This window comes from Ignavigranum ruoffiae, from assembly GCF_023195815.2.
Taxonomy (GTDB): domain Bacteria; phylum Bacillota; class Bacilli; order Lactobacillales; family Aerococcaceae; genus Ignavigranum; species Ignavigranum ruoffiae.
Genome location: NZ_CP096206.2, coordinates 1,018,365 through 1,034,970, shown reverse-complemented (window position 1 = coordinate 1,034,970; position 16,606 = coordinate 1,018,365). Strand labels below are relative to the sequence as shown.

Sequence of the window (16,606 nt, the reverse complement as noted above, 5' to 3'; positions counted from 1 at the left end):
ATACAAAGGAGGATGTCACCATGACAAACTATCGGGTGGGACGAGTAAGACAAGAAATTCTCAAAGAAATTAGCGACATATTAATGCGCGTGGTCAAGGATCCCCGAGTAGAAGGGGTGACGATTACCGATGTCGATTTAACGGGCGATTTATCTGAAGCGACCGTATATTTCTCTACTTTGTCCGACAAGGCTGGCGAAAGACAAAAGACCCAAACTGGTTTAGATGCCGCCACTGGTTTAGTCCGCAAAGAAATTGCCAAACGAATTAAACTCTATAAGGCGCCTGAAATTAAATTTGTCCGTGACAGCTCAATTGACTATGGTCAACGCATTGATCAGTTGCTAGATAAATTGCATCAAGAAGACCAGGATTAATCGGGCTAAGCTCACTAGCTTATCAATGATCGACCAAGTGTTTGCTGTTCTAATTAGACAGCGAATACTTGGTCTTTTTGCTGTATGATGAAGTTGGTTGAGCTGAGGATTTTTTACTTCTATATATATGTAGACTTTGGCTTAATACTGATTAGCATAAAGTGGCTAGCTTATTAATCGTTAAGCTGCTAATAAAATCGTCGAATGTTGCCGATCAGGCTGAGTTAGATTAAAGAATTTCAGCTGAATTCATTATTTTTTAAGCAAATATTCCAATATCTTTTAATTTTAATAGAGGCTCTAGATGAACTTTGATATAATAATCCCATGGACAGAGGTGATGAGATGTTAGATGGAATATTAGTCGTCTGGAAAGAAGCCGGTATGACCAGTCATGATGTCATCTTTAAATTAAGAAAAATTCTAAAAATGAAAAAAATCGGCCATACAGGTACTCTAGATCCGGAAGTTGAAGGGGTCCTAGTAGTCTGTTTAGGTCAAGCGACGAAGCTGGTTGAATTTCTGATGTCTGGTCACAAAATTTATCAAGGGGAAGTGACGCTAGGTTGGTCAACCGAGACGGAAGATCAAACTGGCGAGCTCGTTGAAAGAAAACCTGTCTTGCAAGCACTTGATGAGTCGCTGGTTGATTCAGTTATGGCGACATTTAAAGGGAAGATAACCCAAACCCCTCCTTATTATTCGGCAGTTAAAGTGAACGGACGCAAGTTATATGAATATGCACGTCAAGGTATGAAAGTGGAACGACCGCAACGCCAGATTGAGATATATCAACTCAATCGATTGAGTCCAATTAAGTATGATGCGGCCAGCCAATCCTGTTCCTGGAAATTTGCCGTTGAGTGCAGTAAGGGAACTTTTGTCCGTACCTTGGCGGTTGATATTGGTCGCGCGCTCGGTTATCCAGCTCATATGTCGGCCTTGGAGCGCTTAGCGAGTTCAGGCTATCATGACCAACAAGCATTAACTTTAGCTGAAATTGAACAAGTCTACCGAGAGGGGCGAATTGAAGAATATATCCAACCGATTGAAACAGCTTTGACTGAGTTCCCTCAACTGACGATTAGTGAACATGATTATGAATTAGTGAAACACGGTAGTGTCTTACCGGCTGACTATTTTGGTTCTTTGATTGATCAACCCTGTTGTTTAATCTACCAAGACCGCCTAGTAGCAATGTATTATGGCCATCCTCAACGACCAGGATGGATTAAACCACGAAAAATGTTTCGATAGAAAGAGTGTGACTATGCAAGTAATTTATTTAAGCCATCCCTATGATTCGGCGCAAATCTTCTCCCAACCCTTAGTAATGGCTTTGGGTTTTTTTGACGGGGTGCATTTGGGTCATCAGACGGTCATCGAGCAAGCTAGAATTCGGGCCCGACAAGAACAGATTCCTTTAGCCGTCATGACCTTTGATCAGCATCCGAAGATTATTTACACGGGGATTTCACCTTATTCGGTCACTTATTTGTCTACACTCAAACGTAAAATTGAGTTAATGGAAGACCTAGGGGTAGATATTCTCTATATCGTGCGCTATGATCACAATTTTGGCCATCAAAAACCGCAAGAATTTGTTGACAACTATATCGTCGGACTTCATAGCCGAGTCGTGGTGGCTGGATTTGATTATACTTATGGTCCGAAAGAAATTGCCAATATGGATACACTGATTGACCATAGTCGGGGTCGTTTTGAGATTATCAAAGTTGAAGAACAAGTGATGCACCAACATAAGATTGGTTCTTCATCAATCAAGGAATTATTAAGTGACGGGCAAATTGAACTGGCTAATCATGAATTAGGTTATGCTTACCAGACTTCAGGTATTGTGATTCATGGGGATAAACGTGGTCGTAAGATGGGGTATCCGACAGCAAATATTGAGACCTCTTCTCAAGAACTCTTACCAGGTTTAGGAATTTATGTCGTCGAATTTTATTATAACCAGCGTTGGTATCAGGGGATGGCTTCTATTGGTTATAATATTAGCTTTGCAGGTAAGCGTGGTTTGCGCTGTGAGATTAATATTTTTGATTTTGATGAGGATATTTATGGTCGCAGCGTTAAGATTCGCTGGCATCGTTATTTACGTGGTGAGATTAAATTTAATTCTGCAGATGAACTTGTGCAACAATTAGAACAAGATAAGATTCAAGCGATGAATTTTTTTAAGTCTTGTGATTAGGAGGCTTAACATGAAACAAACCTTACGGTCAATTTTTCTAGTTTTATTAGGGTCTTTAATTTTTGCGATTGCCTTAAATTCGATTAACATTCCCAATGAATTGGGTGAGGGGGGCGTTACTGGTCTGACCTTATTATTCTATTATACGCTTGGCATTAAACCGGCCCTCTCCAATATTATCATTAATAGTCTGGTCATCTTTATTGGCTGGAAATACTTGGATCGAATTACGATTTATTACACCTTTCTTTCCATCTTTGCTTTGTCTTTCTTCTTGCATTATATTCATTTACCTTTATTTATTCCTTCAAATACCCTATTAGCTTCCGTTGCTTCAGGTTTCCTAATTGGAGTGGGTATCAGTTTAGTTATTTATGGTCGTGGTACGACTGCAGGGTCTGACATTATTGCCATGATTATGAATAAATATGTAGGCATTAGTATTCCGATTGCTCTCTTGATGATCGATTGTATGATTGTCATTCCTTTAACCTATGCTATTGGCTTAGAAAAAGGAGTTCTCACGGTAATCGCTCTTTATACTACTAGTAAGATTATGAATTTCTTACTGGAAGGATCGAATCCGAAGCGCGCTTTCTTGATTATTTCAGACCACCATGAAGAAATTGCCAAGAAGATTACCGAAGAAATCAATCGAGGCGTGACTATCTTGAATGGCTACGGCTATTATTCTAAGAAACAGCGTAACAGTCTATATATTGTAGTTAATCGATTTCAGATTCTCCCTACCCAAAAAATTATCTATGATATCGATCCTCGCGCCTTTGTGACGATTACCGACGTTCAGCAAGTACTCGGGGAAGGCTTCTCATTTTATTCAGGAACTGAAGACCAATTAGAGGATTAGCACTTTGTTATGCAGAGTGCTAATTTTTTTACTAAAAAGCAAGGTTTTGCCTTGACAATCTTATGGGAAAGGGTTATTATAATGACAGTTAGCACTTTAATAATTCGAGTGCTAACCAAGAGGTGAATACATGTTAACCCAAAGACAAAAGGAAGTGTTACAGCTCATTATTGAACTTTATAGTCGCTTTGAGGAACCGATTGGTTCTAAGACCCTGTTAAAAGAATCCTATTTAACAGTCAGTCCCGCGACAATTCGTAATGATATGGTGGCACTAGAACAGGAAGGCTTTCTGAATAAAGCCCATAGTTCTAGTGGCCGGATTCCTTCGAATGAAGGCTATCGTTATTACGTCCAAGGTCTTATGTATACCCAGGATGCACCGACTTTTAAACACGAAGATTTGTTGGCTGTTGAACGGTTAATGGCCGAGGATTATTATGATCCCAGTCAGCTTGGTCAATTGGTGCTTGAAATGCTGGTGGAACATTCTGGATACAGTGGTTTTATCTTAAGGCAGAATAATGAACGTCATTATTTTGAAGAATTGAAACTCGTACCGATTGCCGGTAATCGAGTGATTGCAATGTTGGTCGTCGATTCAGGTCGGCTAGATCATCAAATTATTGATCTACCGATGGCATTATCTCTAGAAGAGATTGATAAGGTGAATCAATTGATCAATGAGGAGCTGAAAGGTTCTTTATTAGAAGAAGCTTATCAGCGTTTGAAGCTTTCAATTCCATTACAAATTCAACGCTTAATCGGTTATCAGATTGATGTTTCGGATCTAGTGGAACAGACTTTAAGGCAATTGAAGACCCACCAATATAAAGTGATTGGCAAGTTAAATCTATTTGATTTAATGGAGACTCAATTGAGTGTTTCAGCGATGAAACATTTGTTTCAACTCATCGATGGTTCTAAAGAATTATACGATTTGATTGAACAAGGCAAAAATGGCGTCAATGTGTTATTTGGTTTTGAATTTGCACCTCAAACTTTAGCCAATATTTCTATTGTATATGTCAAATTTAACTATGGTCACCAGCGGATCTGTATAGGTTTAGTGGGACCGTCAACGATGCATTATGATCGGGTCATCTCGATTATGCAACAAATGACAGCTAAATTTATGAATTAATTTGAGGAGGGTGACTATGAGTGAACATGAAGCACATAAGCAACATGAAGAAGAAGTTGAAAATATAGATTCAACTCAGCAAGAAACTAAGGACAATCAAAGTCAAGATACTGAGTCAAGGATGACAGAAGAAGATTTGACTCAAGAGACAGAGGCTAAGGCCACTGAATCAGTAGATTCACAGATGGAAGCAACTGAGAAAGAGCCTGATTTAATTGAGCAATTACAAGCAAAGAATGAGGAGTTAGAAGATCGAACCTTGCGCTTGCAAGCCGAGATCAATAACATTCAGAAAAGAAATGCACGTGAGCGTTCTCTAGCGGCTAAATATCGGTCACAAAACTTAGCCAGCAATCTGTTAGAAGTTCTGGATAATTTGGAACGAGCTTTGGCGACGGAGACGACATCAGAAGATGCTCAAGCACTTAAGCAAGGCGTGGAGATGGTGCACAAGCAATTCATTGCAGCCTTTAACCAGGAGAAAATCACTGTAGTTGATCCTCTAGGACAAGAGTTTGATCCAAACCTACATCAAGCTATCAGTGTGATGCCTGGAGGCAACCAGTATCCAGCCAACACCGTGATGCAAGTATTACAAAAAGGTTATCAATTAGATGATCGTATTCTTCGACCAGCCATGGTCATTGTTGCAGAAGAAACTTCCAATTCAGAAGATAAATAATTAAGAAAAAGGAGATAGATATTATGTCTAAAATTATCGGAATTGACTTAGGTACTACTAACTCTGCCGTTTCAGTCTTAGAAGGCGGCGAAGCTAAAATTATTCCAAACCCAGAAGGTAATCGTACAACTCCATCTGTGGTTGCTTTCAAGAATGATGAAGTTCAAGTCGGTGAAGTAGCTAAGCGCCAAGCAGTAACTAATCCAGATACTGTTTCATCTATTAAACGTCATATGGGTGAAGGTTCTTACAAAGTATCCATGGGTGGTAAAGACTATACACCGCAAGAAATCTCAGCCATGATTCTACAATATCTTAAAGGATATGCCGAAGATTATTTAGGTGAGAAAGTTACTAAGGCTGTTATCACCGTACCAGCCTATTTCAATGATGCTCAACGTCAAGCAACGAAAGATGCTGGTAAAATCGCCGGTTTAGAAGTTGAACGGATTGTCAACGAACCGACAGCCGCTGCTTTAGCTTACGGTCTAGATAAGACTGAAGAAGACGAAAAAATCTTGGTATTCGACCTTGGTGGGGGTACCTTTGACGTGTCTATCCTAGAACTCGGTGAAGGTGTCTTCGATGTATTATCTACCTCTGGTGATAACCAATTAGGTGGGGATGACTTCGATAACAAAATTATTGACTATCTCGTCGAAGACTTCAAGAAAGCTCAAGGCATCGACTTATCCAAAGATAAAATGGCAATGCAACGTTTGAAAGATGCTGCCGAAAAAGCTAAAAAAGATTTATCCGGGGTAACGAGCACTCAAATTAGCTTACCATTCATTACTGCTTCTGCTGACGGTCCATTGCATTTAGAAACGAGCTTAACCCGGGCGAAATTTGATGAACTGACTGATGAACTTGTTGAAAGAACAAAGAAACCAGTGCGTCAAGCCTTGAAAGATGCAGGTCTATCTGCTTCTGATTTAGACCAAGTCATTTTGGTCGGCGGATCTACCCGTATTCCAGCAGTGGTCGAAGCCGTTCGTAAAGAAACAGGTAAAGAACCTAATAAATCAGTAAACCCAGATGAAGTTGTGGCTATGGGAGCTGCCATTCAAGGTGGCGTTATTTCTGGGGATGTCAAAGATATCGTTCTTCTAGACGTTACACCATTGTCATTAGGTATCGAAACAATGGGTGGGGTCTTCACTAAACTGATTGATCGTAACACCACCATCCCAACCTCAAAATCACAAGTGTTCTCGACCGCTGCCGACAATCAACCCGCTGTAGATGTTCACGTGCTACAAGGGGAACGTGAAATGGCGGCCGATAACAAGACTTTGGGTCGTTTCCAATTAACTGATATTCCGGCAGCTCCACGTGGTATTCCACAAATCGAAGTGACCTTTGATATCGATAAGAATGGTATTGTGAATGTCTCTGCTAAAGACTTAGGCACTCAAAAAGAACAATCGATTACCATTAAATCTTCTTCAGGTCTGACCGATGAAGAAATCGATCGTATGATTAAAGATGCTGAAGCCAATGCAGAATCTGATAAGAAACGTCGTGAAGAAGCTGATCTTCGCAACGAAGCTGATCAATTAATCTTCACTACCAATAAGACTTTAGAAGAACTTAAGGATAAAGTATCTGAAGAAGAAGTTAAGAAAGCTGAAGCTGCCCGTGATGAATTACAAGCAGCGATTGATGCCAATGATTTAGAAGAAATCAAATCTAAACGTGATGCTTTAACTGAAGTCGTACAAAACTTATCCGTTAAATTATATGAACAAGCTGCTCAAGCAACCCAAGATGCGCAAGCTAATAGCGATCAAACTGAATCAAGTTCAGATGACAATGTGGTCGATGCTGAATTTGAAGAAGTTGACGATGAAGAGTAATCTTTCTTAGAAGATCGATTTTAAATAGCCAAGGGGGATCCCTTGGCTATCTTAAATAAAAGGAGGGAAACGAATGGCTGATAAAAGAGATTATTATGATGTCTTAGGTGTCTCCCGTGACGCCTCAGATAGTGAGATAAAGAAAGCCTATCGTAAATTATCAAAAAAATACCATCCTGATATTAATAAAGAAGCTGGCGCTGAGGAGAAATTCAAGGAAATTGCAGAAGCCTATGAAGTCCTGAGTGATGACCAAAAAAGAGCAGCCTATGATCAATATGGACATGCTTCGACAGATCCTAACTTTGGAGCTGGTTTTGGAGGCTTTGGAGGTTTCGGTGGCTTTAATACAGGATCCAGTCAATTTACTGGCTTCGAAGATATCTTCGACTCTTTCTTTGGCGGTGGTGGACGTAGCAGACAGCGGGCCAATGCGCCGAGCAAGGGAGCCGATTTACAATATCGCTTAAATATCAGTTTTGAAGATGCTATCTTTGGTACCGAGAAGACGATTAAGTATCATCGTCAAGAAGAGTGCCATACTTGTCATGGTACCGGGGCTAAAGAAGGGACTTCACCCGTCACCTGTTCTCGCTGTCATGGTAGTGGAGCGGTTCAAGTGGAACAGAATACACCATTTGGTCGGGTTATGACTCAAACCGTCTGTCCAGTCTGCCAAGGCACAGGTAAAGAGATCAAAGAAAAATGTGAAACCTGTCATGGTTCAGGGATTGAAAGTAAAGAACATTCGGTTAAAGTATCCGTTCCCGCAGGGGTGGAAGACGGTCAACAACTTCGCTTAAGTGGTCAAGGTGAAACGGGTAAGAATGGTGGACCTTATGGTGATTTATATGTCGTCTTTGTGGTTGAACCGAGCAAAGAATTTGTCCGTGAAGGAACCGAAATTTACTATAGTCTACCCATCTCGTTCGTTCAAGCTGCCTTAGGCGATGAAGTGAAAGTTCCAACCGTTCATGGTGCCGTTAAACTTAAGATTCCGGCTGGAACCCAAACGGGAACCAGTTTCCGTTTAAGAGGCAAGGGTGCTAGCAATATACGTGGGACGCGAACGGGTGACCAACACGTTGAAGTGACCATCGTCACTCCTAAACAATTAAATAAACGCGAACGTGAATTGTTTGAAGCCCTAGCCAAAGAATCGGGCAAGGAGATCAAGAAAGATGATCATTCTTTCTTTGGTCGGATGAAGGATATGTTTGATTCGGAATAATTTGGCCATCTTTAACTGAGATCGTTAACTACTGACTACGATGACGGCAAGATCCGTCTGTCGTAGTCTTTTTATCTATGATGAATTATTTCTGTGAAATCAGGGTACTGTCCTGTGACTTAGGAGCCTCTATTCATTCCTGTCTTCTGGCCCTGCTGAGGAATCCTTGCGATAAACCATGCAAGATATTAATCCATCTTTTCAGCGATGGTCTCTGAAGTGAGGCATCATCATGATTTTTTGTTTTCGATTAGTTCTAGGAAGAAGAGGAGAAAAAGCAAGCCCAGTCACTAACAAAAGTTTCCATATTTGTAACATATTTTTGACAAGTCTAGAAGATCGACTAGAATCTTTATAGAATTGTTAGACGATAATACATATGTGACAAAAAAACATAAAAAAATAGGAAGCTTCTGATACACTATGTTTGAGCAGAACAGTGAAAGGAGCTTCCTATGAAACTCATTATAACAGAAGAAATGCGCTATCGGAAAAAAGTTGTCGAATATGCGATAAAATATAATAACAATGCAGCGGCCGCTAGACGATATCATACGAGCCGCCAGAATGTGAAACGTTGGCGGGATCGCTACGATGGCAGTTGGGATAGTTTACGATTAAAGAGTCGCCGACCCCATTCCCATCCGAATCAGCATCGTCCTAAAGAACTTGAAATCATTCAACAAAAATATCAACGGTATGGTCATGAAGGACTTGCCGAGGTATACGTTCAATGCCGTCGTCAAGGATACACCCGAAGCTATGACTCGATGTGTAAGCAAGTGCGCCTAAGAGGTTGGAATCGCAACGAGAAACCGGTCAAAAAGACCTATCCGAAAACAAACTGGCGTCCTCATCTCGTCACATATCCGGGTGAAAAGGTCCAAATCGATATCAAATATGTTCCTCAACAGTGTATTCGTTGGGATAGCCATGGGAAACGTTATTATCAAATCACAGCCATCGACGAATACAGTCGAAAACGAGTCTGTAAAATTGTTGACGAAAAAAGTGTGACGCATACGGCGACCTTTCTCATTGATTTAGAAGACAAATTTGGTTTTAAGATCGACACCATTCAAACCGATAATGGGTCAGAATTTACAAACTCAATGCATGATACCCAACAGCTCAGTGTATTTGAAGAAGTGCTAGCCATGAAAGGGATTCGTTATCAACGCACCCGACCTTACTCTCCATGGCAAAATGGCATTGTAGAACGGAGTCATCGAGAAGATAGTGAACGCATTTATGGTCGTGTATTTGATTCAGAAGCCCAGTTGATCGCGGCCCATCAACGTTACATAAACCGCGGGAATAACGTTCATCGCAAACAATTAAACTTTAAAAGCCCGAATGAAGTGGTTAAAGAATATTTTGAGACGACGATGTCCTAGCCTTAACCAGTTTATCTTTTTCCTGGGGACGGTCAAGGATCGCGGTGCTTTCCTCCTTGACCGTCCCCAGGAAAAAGATGATTGAATGATAGGCTCGGCCAGCATCAGAAGTTTTCTATATTTGTAACATATGTTTGACAACTCTAGAAGATCGACTAGAATCTTTATAGAATAAACTAGGATTTTTTTCAATATTTTGCTATAGTTAAGAGTGAGATATTGCGACAAGCAATCGTATGATAAGAAAGTTGGCTAAAAATATGGACATCGAAAAATTAAAACAAAGACAAGATAAAATAAGAAATTTCTCAATTATTGCCCATATTGACCATGGGAAATCCACTTTAGCGGATCGAATTCTTCAACAGACGCAGACAGTCGCCGAACGGGACATGCAGAATCAACTGTTAGATTCGATGGACTTGGAACGAGAACGTGGAATTACCATTAAATTGAATGCCGTCGAATTGACCTACCAAGCCAAAGACGGTCAGGAATATATTTTTCACTTGATTGATACACCCGGGCACGTCGATTTTACCTATGAAGTTTCACGGTCCTTGGCTGCTTGCGAAGGCGCTATTCTAGTCGTCGATGCGGCCCAAGGGATTGAAGCTCAAACCTTGGCCAATGTTTACCTAGCCTTGGATAATGATTTAGAGATTCTCCCAGTCATTAATAAAATTGACTTACCGGCGGCGGATCCTGAGAAAGTACAAATGGAAATTGAAGACATCATCGGTATTGATGCTTCTGAAGCCGTTTATGCCTCAGCTAAAGCGGGAATCGGGATTGAAGAAATTCTGGAACAAATTGTGGAGAAAGTTCCTGCGCCTCAAGGGGATATTGAAGCTCCTCTGCAAGCCTTAATCTTTGACTCAGCCTATGACGCTTATCGGGGCGTCGTCCTAAATATTCGTGTATTGAATGGAATGGTTAAGCCGGGGGATACCATTCAGTTAATGTCTAATGGCAAGACTTTTGAAGTCGTTGAAGTAGGTATCTTCTCACCGAAGCCCATTCAACGCGAGGCCTTAATGGTGGGGGATGTGGGTTATCTTACCGCCGCAATTAAGACCATTCAGGATACTCGGGTAGGGGATACGATTACCTTAGCTAATCATCCAGCTGCAGAAAGTTTACCAGGTTATCGTAAATTGAATCCAATGGTGTATGCGGGTCTATACCCGGTGGATTCTTCAGATTATAACGATTTACGTGAATCTCTGGAGAAATTACAACTGAATGATGCCTCGCTAGAATTTGAAGCCGAGACTTCTCAGGCTTTAGGCTTTGGCTTCCGTACCGGCTTCTTAGGCCTATTGCATATGGATGTCATTCAAGAACGACTAGAACGTGAATTCGATCTAGATTTAATTGTTACGGCGCCATCTGTTATTTATAAAGTGATGCAAACCGATGGCACTGAGATTATCGTTGATAACCCTTCAGAAATGCCCGATCCAACCTTAATTGAAGCCATCTACGAGCCTTATGTTGAAGCAACGATTATGGTTCCCAATGACTTTGTTGGCGCGGTAATGGAACTCTGCGAACGCAAACGGGGAGATTTCAAGACCTTAGATTATTTAGATGAATATCGGGTCAACGTGGTATATTCGATGCCGATGGCTGAAATTATCTTTGACTTCTTCGATCGGCTTAAATCCAATACTAAAGGATATGCTTCCTTAGACTACCACATCACCGGTTATCAGACTTCTAAATTAGTTAAACTGGATATCTTGCTCAATGGCGAAATTATCGATGCTTTCTCTACCATTGTTCATAAAGATTTCGCTTATAATCGGGGCAAAGTCTTAGCTGATAAATTGAAAGAAATTATCCCCCGTCAAATGTTTGAGGTGCCGATTCAAGCGGCCATTGGCCATAAGATTATTGCTCGGACAACAATCAAAGCATATCGCAAGGACGTCACCGCCAAATTATATGGGGGCGACGTCTCACGGCGTAAGAAATTACTAGAGAAACAAAAAGCCGGTAAAAAACGGATGAAAGCAGTTGGCTCGGTTGAGATTCCTCAAGAAGCCTTTATGGCAGTGCTGCAAATGGATGAAGAATAGACGAAGATGATTAAAATGGTAGTGTCGTTGAGTCACTCATCTTATTATTTACCCAGCTTATTGTCTGTTTGCTGATAAATTTGAATTCATTATCACTTGTAAATTTCAAGTATAAGTTAGCCACCTCGGGTAACTAGCTATGTAACATTAATCCTCTCTGCCAGTGACGGCTTGACAATGAGCTGAGGCATGGTAGTTTGGTTCACTAATGGGTCATTGACCGCCTTACCAAGAAAACCATGCCGAAGGAGGCTCGTTGTCAAGCGGGCACGTGTGCGCGAGCTTGTCTTTCTTTATAGAAACAGCGTATGAAAACCTCATAAGGGGTCTCATAGTCCAAAACCTTGCGCGAATAATGGTTCATCCATTGTTGGATGCGGCGACAATCGGCTTCAGTCACGTCTTTCATCGAGGTTTCTTTGGGCAGAAATCGGCGAATCAACCCGTGTTGATTTTCACTGGTTCCTCGTTCCCAAGAGGCGTAAGGATGGGCAAAATAAACGGCCACGTCGTCAGCCAGTGTTTGACTCAACCCCGCAAATTCTAAGCCGTTATCCGCCGTAATACTCTTAAAGAGTAACGGAAAGTGGTCGCTTGCGCGTGCTCGTAAGCTTCTGAGGGCGGCGTCCACCGCTTGAGCCGTCTTGTTCTCAATCTTTAGAATGACTTCAAAACGACTCAGCCTTTCTACTAAGGTTAACAAGACGGGTTCATCTCTGCCTTTCTTGCCAATGACCGTATCAATTTCCCAATGACCAAAAGTTTGACGGGTGTTAATTTCTTCAGGGCGTTCGTCGATGGACATCCCTAGGACTTTCTTATGGGGTCGAGTCTTCGGCGCGCTGACTTTGGAATGTCGTTTCAACTTTTCAACTAAATCAATATTTCGGGTCTGCATAATCTGGCAATCAATCCAATGATAGAGGGTCGTCGTACAAGGAATCAGACGCGGATCAATGTCGAGGACCTGCTTGGCGCGATGCACTACCACATCGGGTGACCACTTATCTTCTAACATCCGTTGATCGGCCCAATCGATAAAGACACTCGAATAGGCCCAAAGGGGTTTACGTCCACAATGTTGACGCTGATGTTCATAATCTTCTTGGCCGACTTCCGCGATATACTTGGAATATTGATAGGTATAAACCTTCCCATGTTGCTTTTGTTGACGGACTTGTTCCACCGAACCCCGTTTGATTTCGTTATGAATTGTTTGGGGCGCCCGTCCCAGTATTCGCGCAATGGCTCGGTTAGAATAGCCTTGTTTTTTTCAACAATTCAATTTGGCCCCGTTCTTTGAACGATAAGTGTTTTGATTTGCGGTCAGATGTGGTAAAGTGAGTTTGCGTCATGTAAATTCATCCTTCTTATATTTTTGTGTCGTGACTTAAATATAACATGAATTTACATGGCTTTTTTTATTTTTTAGCGGTGGCTAAGTTGATTATAAAATCCGCCATTCATTATCACTTAATAAATAAACTGATAAAATAAAAAGACGGATTTTCTTACAGTAGCGTTCCAATGAAAGAACTGCTCCCAAGAAAATCCGTCTTTTAAAAGGTTAACGGGTTGAGGCTCTAGGCTTTTTTCTTATCGTCATCGAAGAATTTCTCCCAGATGAGTCCCAAGATAAATAAGCCAACGATATTAAAGATTTTACGTTTAAGTTGTTTTTTCATAATCAATCTCCTTTGTCTCGACAATAGTGAACCTTTACTCTATAACATCAGTATACTATCTTTCGTCTTTTTCTACCAATGTTTTGCTGAGTAGGCGATTTGTGCCGAAGATGTTAACTTGAATGAAGCGCCGATATTTAATCGATTTGAGCTATTTTTTCGGGGAAAACGATGGACAAATGACCTAAAAAAGTTTATGGTAATATTAATGTATTAAAAGAAGCATGCTTGCTTGCAAGCCAACTAATTAAAGAAATGAGGATGAGTATGGGTGCACATTTGTTGTTAGCTTACTTTCAACAGTTGATGGCCATGGCAAATCTATTATTACCGGCCACGGGTGAAGGGAATAATCTAGTGATGATTATCGTCGGCGTGGTAATTGTCATTGCTGCAATTGCTTTGTTTGTTTCTGGACGCAAAAAGAAATAATTAAGCTGAATTCAGACTAGGTCCCTGGACTTAGTCTTTTTTTGAAGGGGTGGAAGAACATGTGGAAAGATGCATTAGCTGACTATTTTAATAGTGAGGATTATCAACGTTTGAAGGCTTCCTTGGATGATGAATATGAACTCGAAGAGGTTTATCCGCCACGGGCCGAAATTAGTCGGGCTTTAATGTTGACACCATTAGAACAAGTTAAGGTAGTCATTCTAGGTCAAGACCCTTATCATGGGACACATCAAGCCAATGGTTTAGCCTTCTCTGTCAATTCAGGAATCGACCTGCCACCTTCTTTACGCAATATATACAAAGAATTGAGTGATGATTTAGGGCATGAGTTGGTCGCCGATGGTGATTTGACCTGTTGGGCTCAACAAGGGGTCTTATTGCTTAACCGGGTGTTGACAGTGCGAGCCGGGCAGGCGAATTCTCACTCACAGATCGGTTGGCAGAGCTTTACTGATGCAGTCATACGCTTGTTAGTTAATCAGGAACGGCCCTTGGTCTTTATTCTGTGGGGCAAGCAGGCCCAAAGCATTATCCCTTTAATTCCTAATCATCATTGTATTATTCAAAGCCCACACCCAAGTCCCTTATCAGCTTATCGGGGTTTTTTTGGCTCGCGTCCTTTTAGTCGGGCGAATCATTTCTTAGCAGCCCAGGGAATCAGCCCGATAGATTGGTTATGTATTCATCAAGGTCACTTAAATCAGAAGGAGTCAGTATGAAAGAACTGGTTGTTGAGAACTTACATAAATCGTATGGTATTAAGAATTTACTTAGTGGGGTGGATTTCGCTATTCGTGATGGCGACCGGGTCGGCTTAATTGGTCCTAACGGAACCGGTAAGAGCTCTTTCCTTAAAGTACTAGCAGGCCAAGATAATTATGATCAGGGAGAGATTAGTCAGCCTAATAAATATACCATTGCTTATCTAGCTCAAAATCCTCAATTTAATCCAGATCAGACCATTTTGCAGGCGGTCTACCAAAGTGATCATCCCTTAATTCAATTGAATTTAGCTTATCAAGAAGCTGTAGAAGCCTTACAAGCAGATCCGGAGAACCTTGCCTTATTTAAGCAATTCAATGCTTTATCGGATCAGATGACCTTGCAGAATGCCTGGGATGTTGATGTACGAGCGAAGACTATCCTCAATCAATTAGGATTGACTCAGTTGAATCGTAAGCTCCAAGGCTTGTCTGGAGGCGAATTTAAACGGGTCGGCTTGGCTCAAGTCCTCATTAGTGAACCTGATTTGTTAATTTTAGATGAACCGACGAACCATCTGGATATTCCGGCGATTGAATGGCTGGAGAAATATCTGGCGGATTATAAGGGAGCCTTGCTCTTAGTCACCCATGATCGCTATTTCTTAGACCGGGTGGTTAATAAAATTGTTGAATTAAGGCATGGCCATTTTAGAGAATACAGTGGGACCTATCAAGATTATTTAACTAAACGTACTGAACAACAAGAAATTCAACATAAGTTATATGAGAAACAGAACAAACTCTATCAACAAGAATTGGCTTGGATGCGCACGGGGGCAAGGGCCAGAACGACTAAACAACAGGCTCGGATCGATCGATTCCAAGACCTCGCTCAAGACATCAAAGACCGTCCTCAAGACCAAGCTGGTATAGCTTTTGAATTTGACCAACAAAGGATTGGCAAGCAAATTATTGAAATGGAGGATGTTTCGATAAGTGTCGCAGCTAAGCCGGTGATTAATCATTTCACCAAAACTTTTATCAAGGGAGATTGTTTGGGAATTATTGGGCCCAATGGAATCGGTAAGACTAGCTTCTTAAATGCCTTGGCCGGATTTCTACCCGTAGACCATGGGCGGATTGAGATGGGCCAGACAGTCCGTTTGGCTTATTATCGACAAATGGATGAAGATTTACCCGCCGACCAGCGAATTTTGACTTATTTGAGCCGGGTCGCCGATCACTTCAAACGACCTGATGGGAGTATGGTTAGTGCCTCTTCCATGTTAGAACGATTCAATTTCCCACGCGAGACTCATGGCTCCTTAATTGGCCAACTTTCTGGGGGTGAACGGCGTCGACTCTATTTATTAAGTCTATTGATTCAGGAACCCAATGTCTTGTTATTGGACGAGCCGACGAATGATTTAGATATTGATACTTTGACAGTTCTAGAGGACTATCTCAGCGATTTTGCCGGCGTAGTGATTATTGTCTCCCATGATCGCTACTTCTTAGACAAAATTGTCAATCAGGTGTTATGCCTGCAAGGTTCAGGAAGCTATCAATTAGCTTATGGCAATTATAGTGATTATCATGCCAGTCGGTTGGCTACTAAATCTAATCAACTTAAAGAAGAACCGACTGGCCCAGCCAAAGATCAAACGATTAAAGAGGGTAAAAGTAAGTCCGGATTGACTTATTTGGAGAAGAAAGAATGGGCAAGCATCGAAGAGGAGATCGAACGTTATGACTTGCTTATCCAAAGCTTAGAAGATAAAATGAATGCACATGGAAGCGATTTAGATAAATTATTAGACTGGCAGCAAGAATTGGATCAGGCTAATGAAATGCTTCTACATTTGTATGAACGCTATGATTATTTAAGTGACAAAGTGTAAGGAGGA

At 41.2% G+C, this 16,606-nt stretch carries 13 protein-coding genes and 1 pseudogene; 13 read left to right on the top strand and 1 reads right to left on the bottom strand.

Features of this window, described 5'->3' with window-relative positions; translation table 11 throughout:
* Nucleotides 1-20 precede the first annotated feature (20 nt).
* The 10 genes from rbfA (at nt 21) to lepA (ending at nt 11,857) form a co-directional block, all read left to right on the top strand.
* Entirely contained in the window at nt 21-377 is a 357-nt protein-coding gene (gene rbfA / locus M0R79_RS04940; protein WP_248416121.1) for a 30S ribosome-binding factor RbfA, read from the top strand.
* 345 nt (nt 378-722) lie between these two features.
* Nucleotides 723-1,634, top strand: a complete 912-nt coding sequence (gene truB / locus M0R79_RS04935; protein ID WP_248416122.1) for a tRNA pseudouridine(55) synthase TruB — start codon at nt 723-725, stop codon at nt 1,632-1,634.
* Nucleotides 1,635-1,647: 13 nt separating this feature from the next.
* Nucleotides 1,648-2,592 (top strand): riboflavin biosynthesis protein RibF, encoded by a 945-nt coding sequence (gene ribF / locus M0R79_RS04930; protein WP_092569764.1) that lies wholly within the window; start codon nt 1,648-1,650, stop codon nt 2,590-2,592.
* A gap of 10 nt (nt 2,593-2,602) precedes the next feature.
* Nucleotides 2,603-3,460 (top strand): YitT family protein, encoded by an 858-nt coding sequence (locus M0R79_RS04925; RefSeq protein WP_092569766.1) that lies wholly within the window; start codon nt 2,603-2,605, stop codon nt 3,458-3,460.
* 130 nt (nt 3,461-3,590) lie between these two features.
* Complete coding sequence (hrcA, locus tag M0R79_RS04920) at nt 3,591-4,604, top strand: heat-inducible transcriptional repressor HrcA (RefSeq protein ID WP_248416123.1); 1,014 nt, start codon at nt 3,591-3,593, stop codon at nt 4,602-4,604.
* A gap of 16 nt (nt 4,605-4,620) precedes the next feature.
* Nucleotides 4,621-5,286: a nucleotide exchange factor GrpE gene (gene grpE, locus M0R79_RS04915; protein ID WP_248416124.1), complete on the top strand. Its 666-nt coding sequence runs from the start codon at nt 4,621-4,623 to the stop codon at nt 5,284-5,286.
* A gap of 23 nt (nt 5,287-5,309) precedes the next feature.
* Nucleotides 5,310-7,145, top strand: coding sequence for a molecular chaperone DnaK (gene dnaK / locus M0R79_RS04910; protein ID WP_248416125.1), 1,836 nt, complete (start codon nt 5,310-5,312; stop codon nt 7,143-7,145).
* 73 nt (nt 7,146-7,218) lie between these two features.
* On the top strand, nt 7,219-8,376 hold the full coding sequence (gene dnaJ, locus M0R79_RS04905) for a molecular chaperone DnaJ (RefSeq protein ID WP_248416126.1): 1,158 nt from the start codon (nt 7,219-7,221) through the stop codon (nt 8,374-8,376).
* 455 nt (nt 8,377-8,831) lie between these two features.
* Nucleotides 8,832-9,773 (top strand): DDE-type integrase/transposase/recombinase, encoded by a 942-nt coding sequence (locus M0R79_RS04900; RefSeq protein WP_248415963.1) that lies wholly within the window; start codon nt 8,832-8,834, stop codon nt 9,771-9,773.
* A 260-nt stretch (nt 9,774-10,033) separates the two neighbouring features.
* Nucleotides 10,034-11,857 carry a translation elongation factor 4 gene (gene lepA / locus M0R79_RS04895; RefSeq protein WP_248416127.1) on the top strand — a complete coding sequence of 608 codons (1,824 nt, stop codon included), beginning with the start codon at nt 10,034-10,036 and terminating at the stop codon, nt 11,855-11,857.
* A 259-nt stretch (nt 11,858-12,116) separates the two neighbouring features.
* Here lepA and M0R79_RS04890 read toward each other — a convergent pair.
* Nucleotides 12,117-13,212: pseudogene (locus M0R79_RS04890) on the bottom strand (IS30 family transposase).
* Between the two features lie 597 nt (nt 13,213-13,809).
* On the opposite strand from M0R79_RS04890, the gene M0R79_RS04885 reads away from it, so the two are divergent.
* The 3 genes from M0R79_RS04885 to M0R79_RS04875 are packed head-to-tail and all read left to right on the top strand — an operon-like array spanning nt 13,810 to nt 16,600.
* A complete protein-coding gene (locus tag M0R79_RS04885; RefSeq protein ID WP_159428802.1) occupies nt 13,810-13,974 on the top strand; it encodes an LPXTG cell wall anchor domain-containing protein in 165 nt (54 codons plus the stop codon).
* A gap of 59 nt (nt 13,975-14,033) precedes the next feature.
* Nucleotides 14,034-14,714 (top strand): uracil-DNA glycosylase, encoded by a 681-nt coding sequence (locus tag M0R79_RS04880; protein ID WP_248416129.1) that lies wholly within the window; start codon nt 14,034-14,036, stop codon nt 14,712-14,714.
* The gene (locus M0R79_RS04875; RefSeq protein ID WP_248416130.1) at nt 14,711-16,600 is read left to right on the top strand and encodes an ABC-F family ATP-binding cassette domain-containing protein; all 1,890 of its coding nucleotides are present in this window, start codon (nt 14,711-14,713) and stop codon (nt 16,598-16,600) included. The genes M0R79_RS04880 and M0R79_RS04875 overlap by 4 nt, the downstream gene beginning before the upstream one ends.
* Nucleotides 16,601-16,606: the final 6 nt, after the last annotated feature.

What these genes read in the sequence shown, in the direction of transcription:
- rbfA (WP_248416121.1), top strand. Translation starts at nt 21, where the DNA reads ATGACAAACTATCGGGTGGGACGAGTAAGACAAGAAATTCTCAAAGAA.
- truB (WP_248416122.1), top strand. Translation starts at nt 723, where the DNA reads ATGTTAGATGGAATATTAGTCGTCTGGAAAGAAGCCGGTATGACCAGT.
- ribF (WP_092569764.1), top strand. Translation starts at nt 1,648, where the DNA reads ATGCAAGTAATTTATTTAAGCCATCCCTATGATTCGGCGCAAATCTTC.
- M0R79_RS04925 (WP_092569766.1), top strand. Translation starts at nt 2,603, where the DNA reads ATGAAACAAACCTTACGGTCAATTTTTCTAGTTTTATTAGGGTCTTTA.
- hrcA (WP_248416123.1), top strand. Translation starts at nt 3,591, where the DNA reads ATGTTAACCCAAAGACAAAAGGAAGTGTTACAGCTCATTATTGAACTT.
- grpE (WP_248416124.1), top strand. Translation starts at nt 4,621, where the DNA reads ATGAGTGAACATGAAGCACATAAGCAACATGAAGAAGAAGTTGAAAAT.
- dnaK (WP_248416125.1), top strand. Translation starts at nt 5,310, where the DNA reads ATGTCTAAAATTATCGGAATTGACTTAGGTACTACTAACTCTGCCGTT.
- dnaJ (WP_248416126.1), top strand. Translation starts at nt 7,219, where the DNA reads ATGGCTGATAAAAGAGATTATTATGATGTCTTAGGTGTCTCCCGTGAC.
- M0R79_RS04900 (WP_248415963.1), top strand. Translation starts at nt 8,832, where the DNA reads ATGAAACTCATTATAACAGAAGAAATGCGCTATCGGAAAAAAGTTGTC.
- lepA (WP_248416127.1), top strand. Translation starts at nt 10,034, where the DNA reads ATGGACATCGAAAAATTAAAACAAAGACAAGATAAAATAAGAAATTTC.
- M0R79_RS04885 (WP_159428802.1), top strand. Translation starts at nt 13,810, where the DNA reads ATGGGTGCACATTTGTTGTTAGCTTACTTTCAACAGTTGATGGCCATG.
- M0R79_RS04880 (WP_248416129.1), top strand. Translation starts at nt 14,034, where the DNA reads ATGTGGAAAGATGCATTAGCTGACTATTTTAATAGTGAGGATTATCAA.
- M0R79_RS04875 (WP_248416130.1), top strand. Translation starts at nt 14,711, where the DNA reads ATGAAAGAACTGGTTGTTGAGAACTTACATAAATCGTATGGTATTAAG.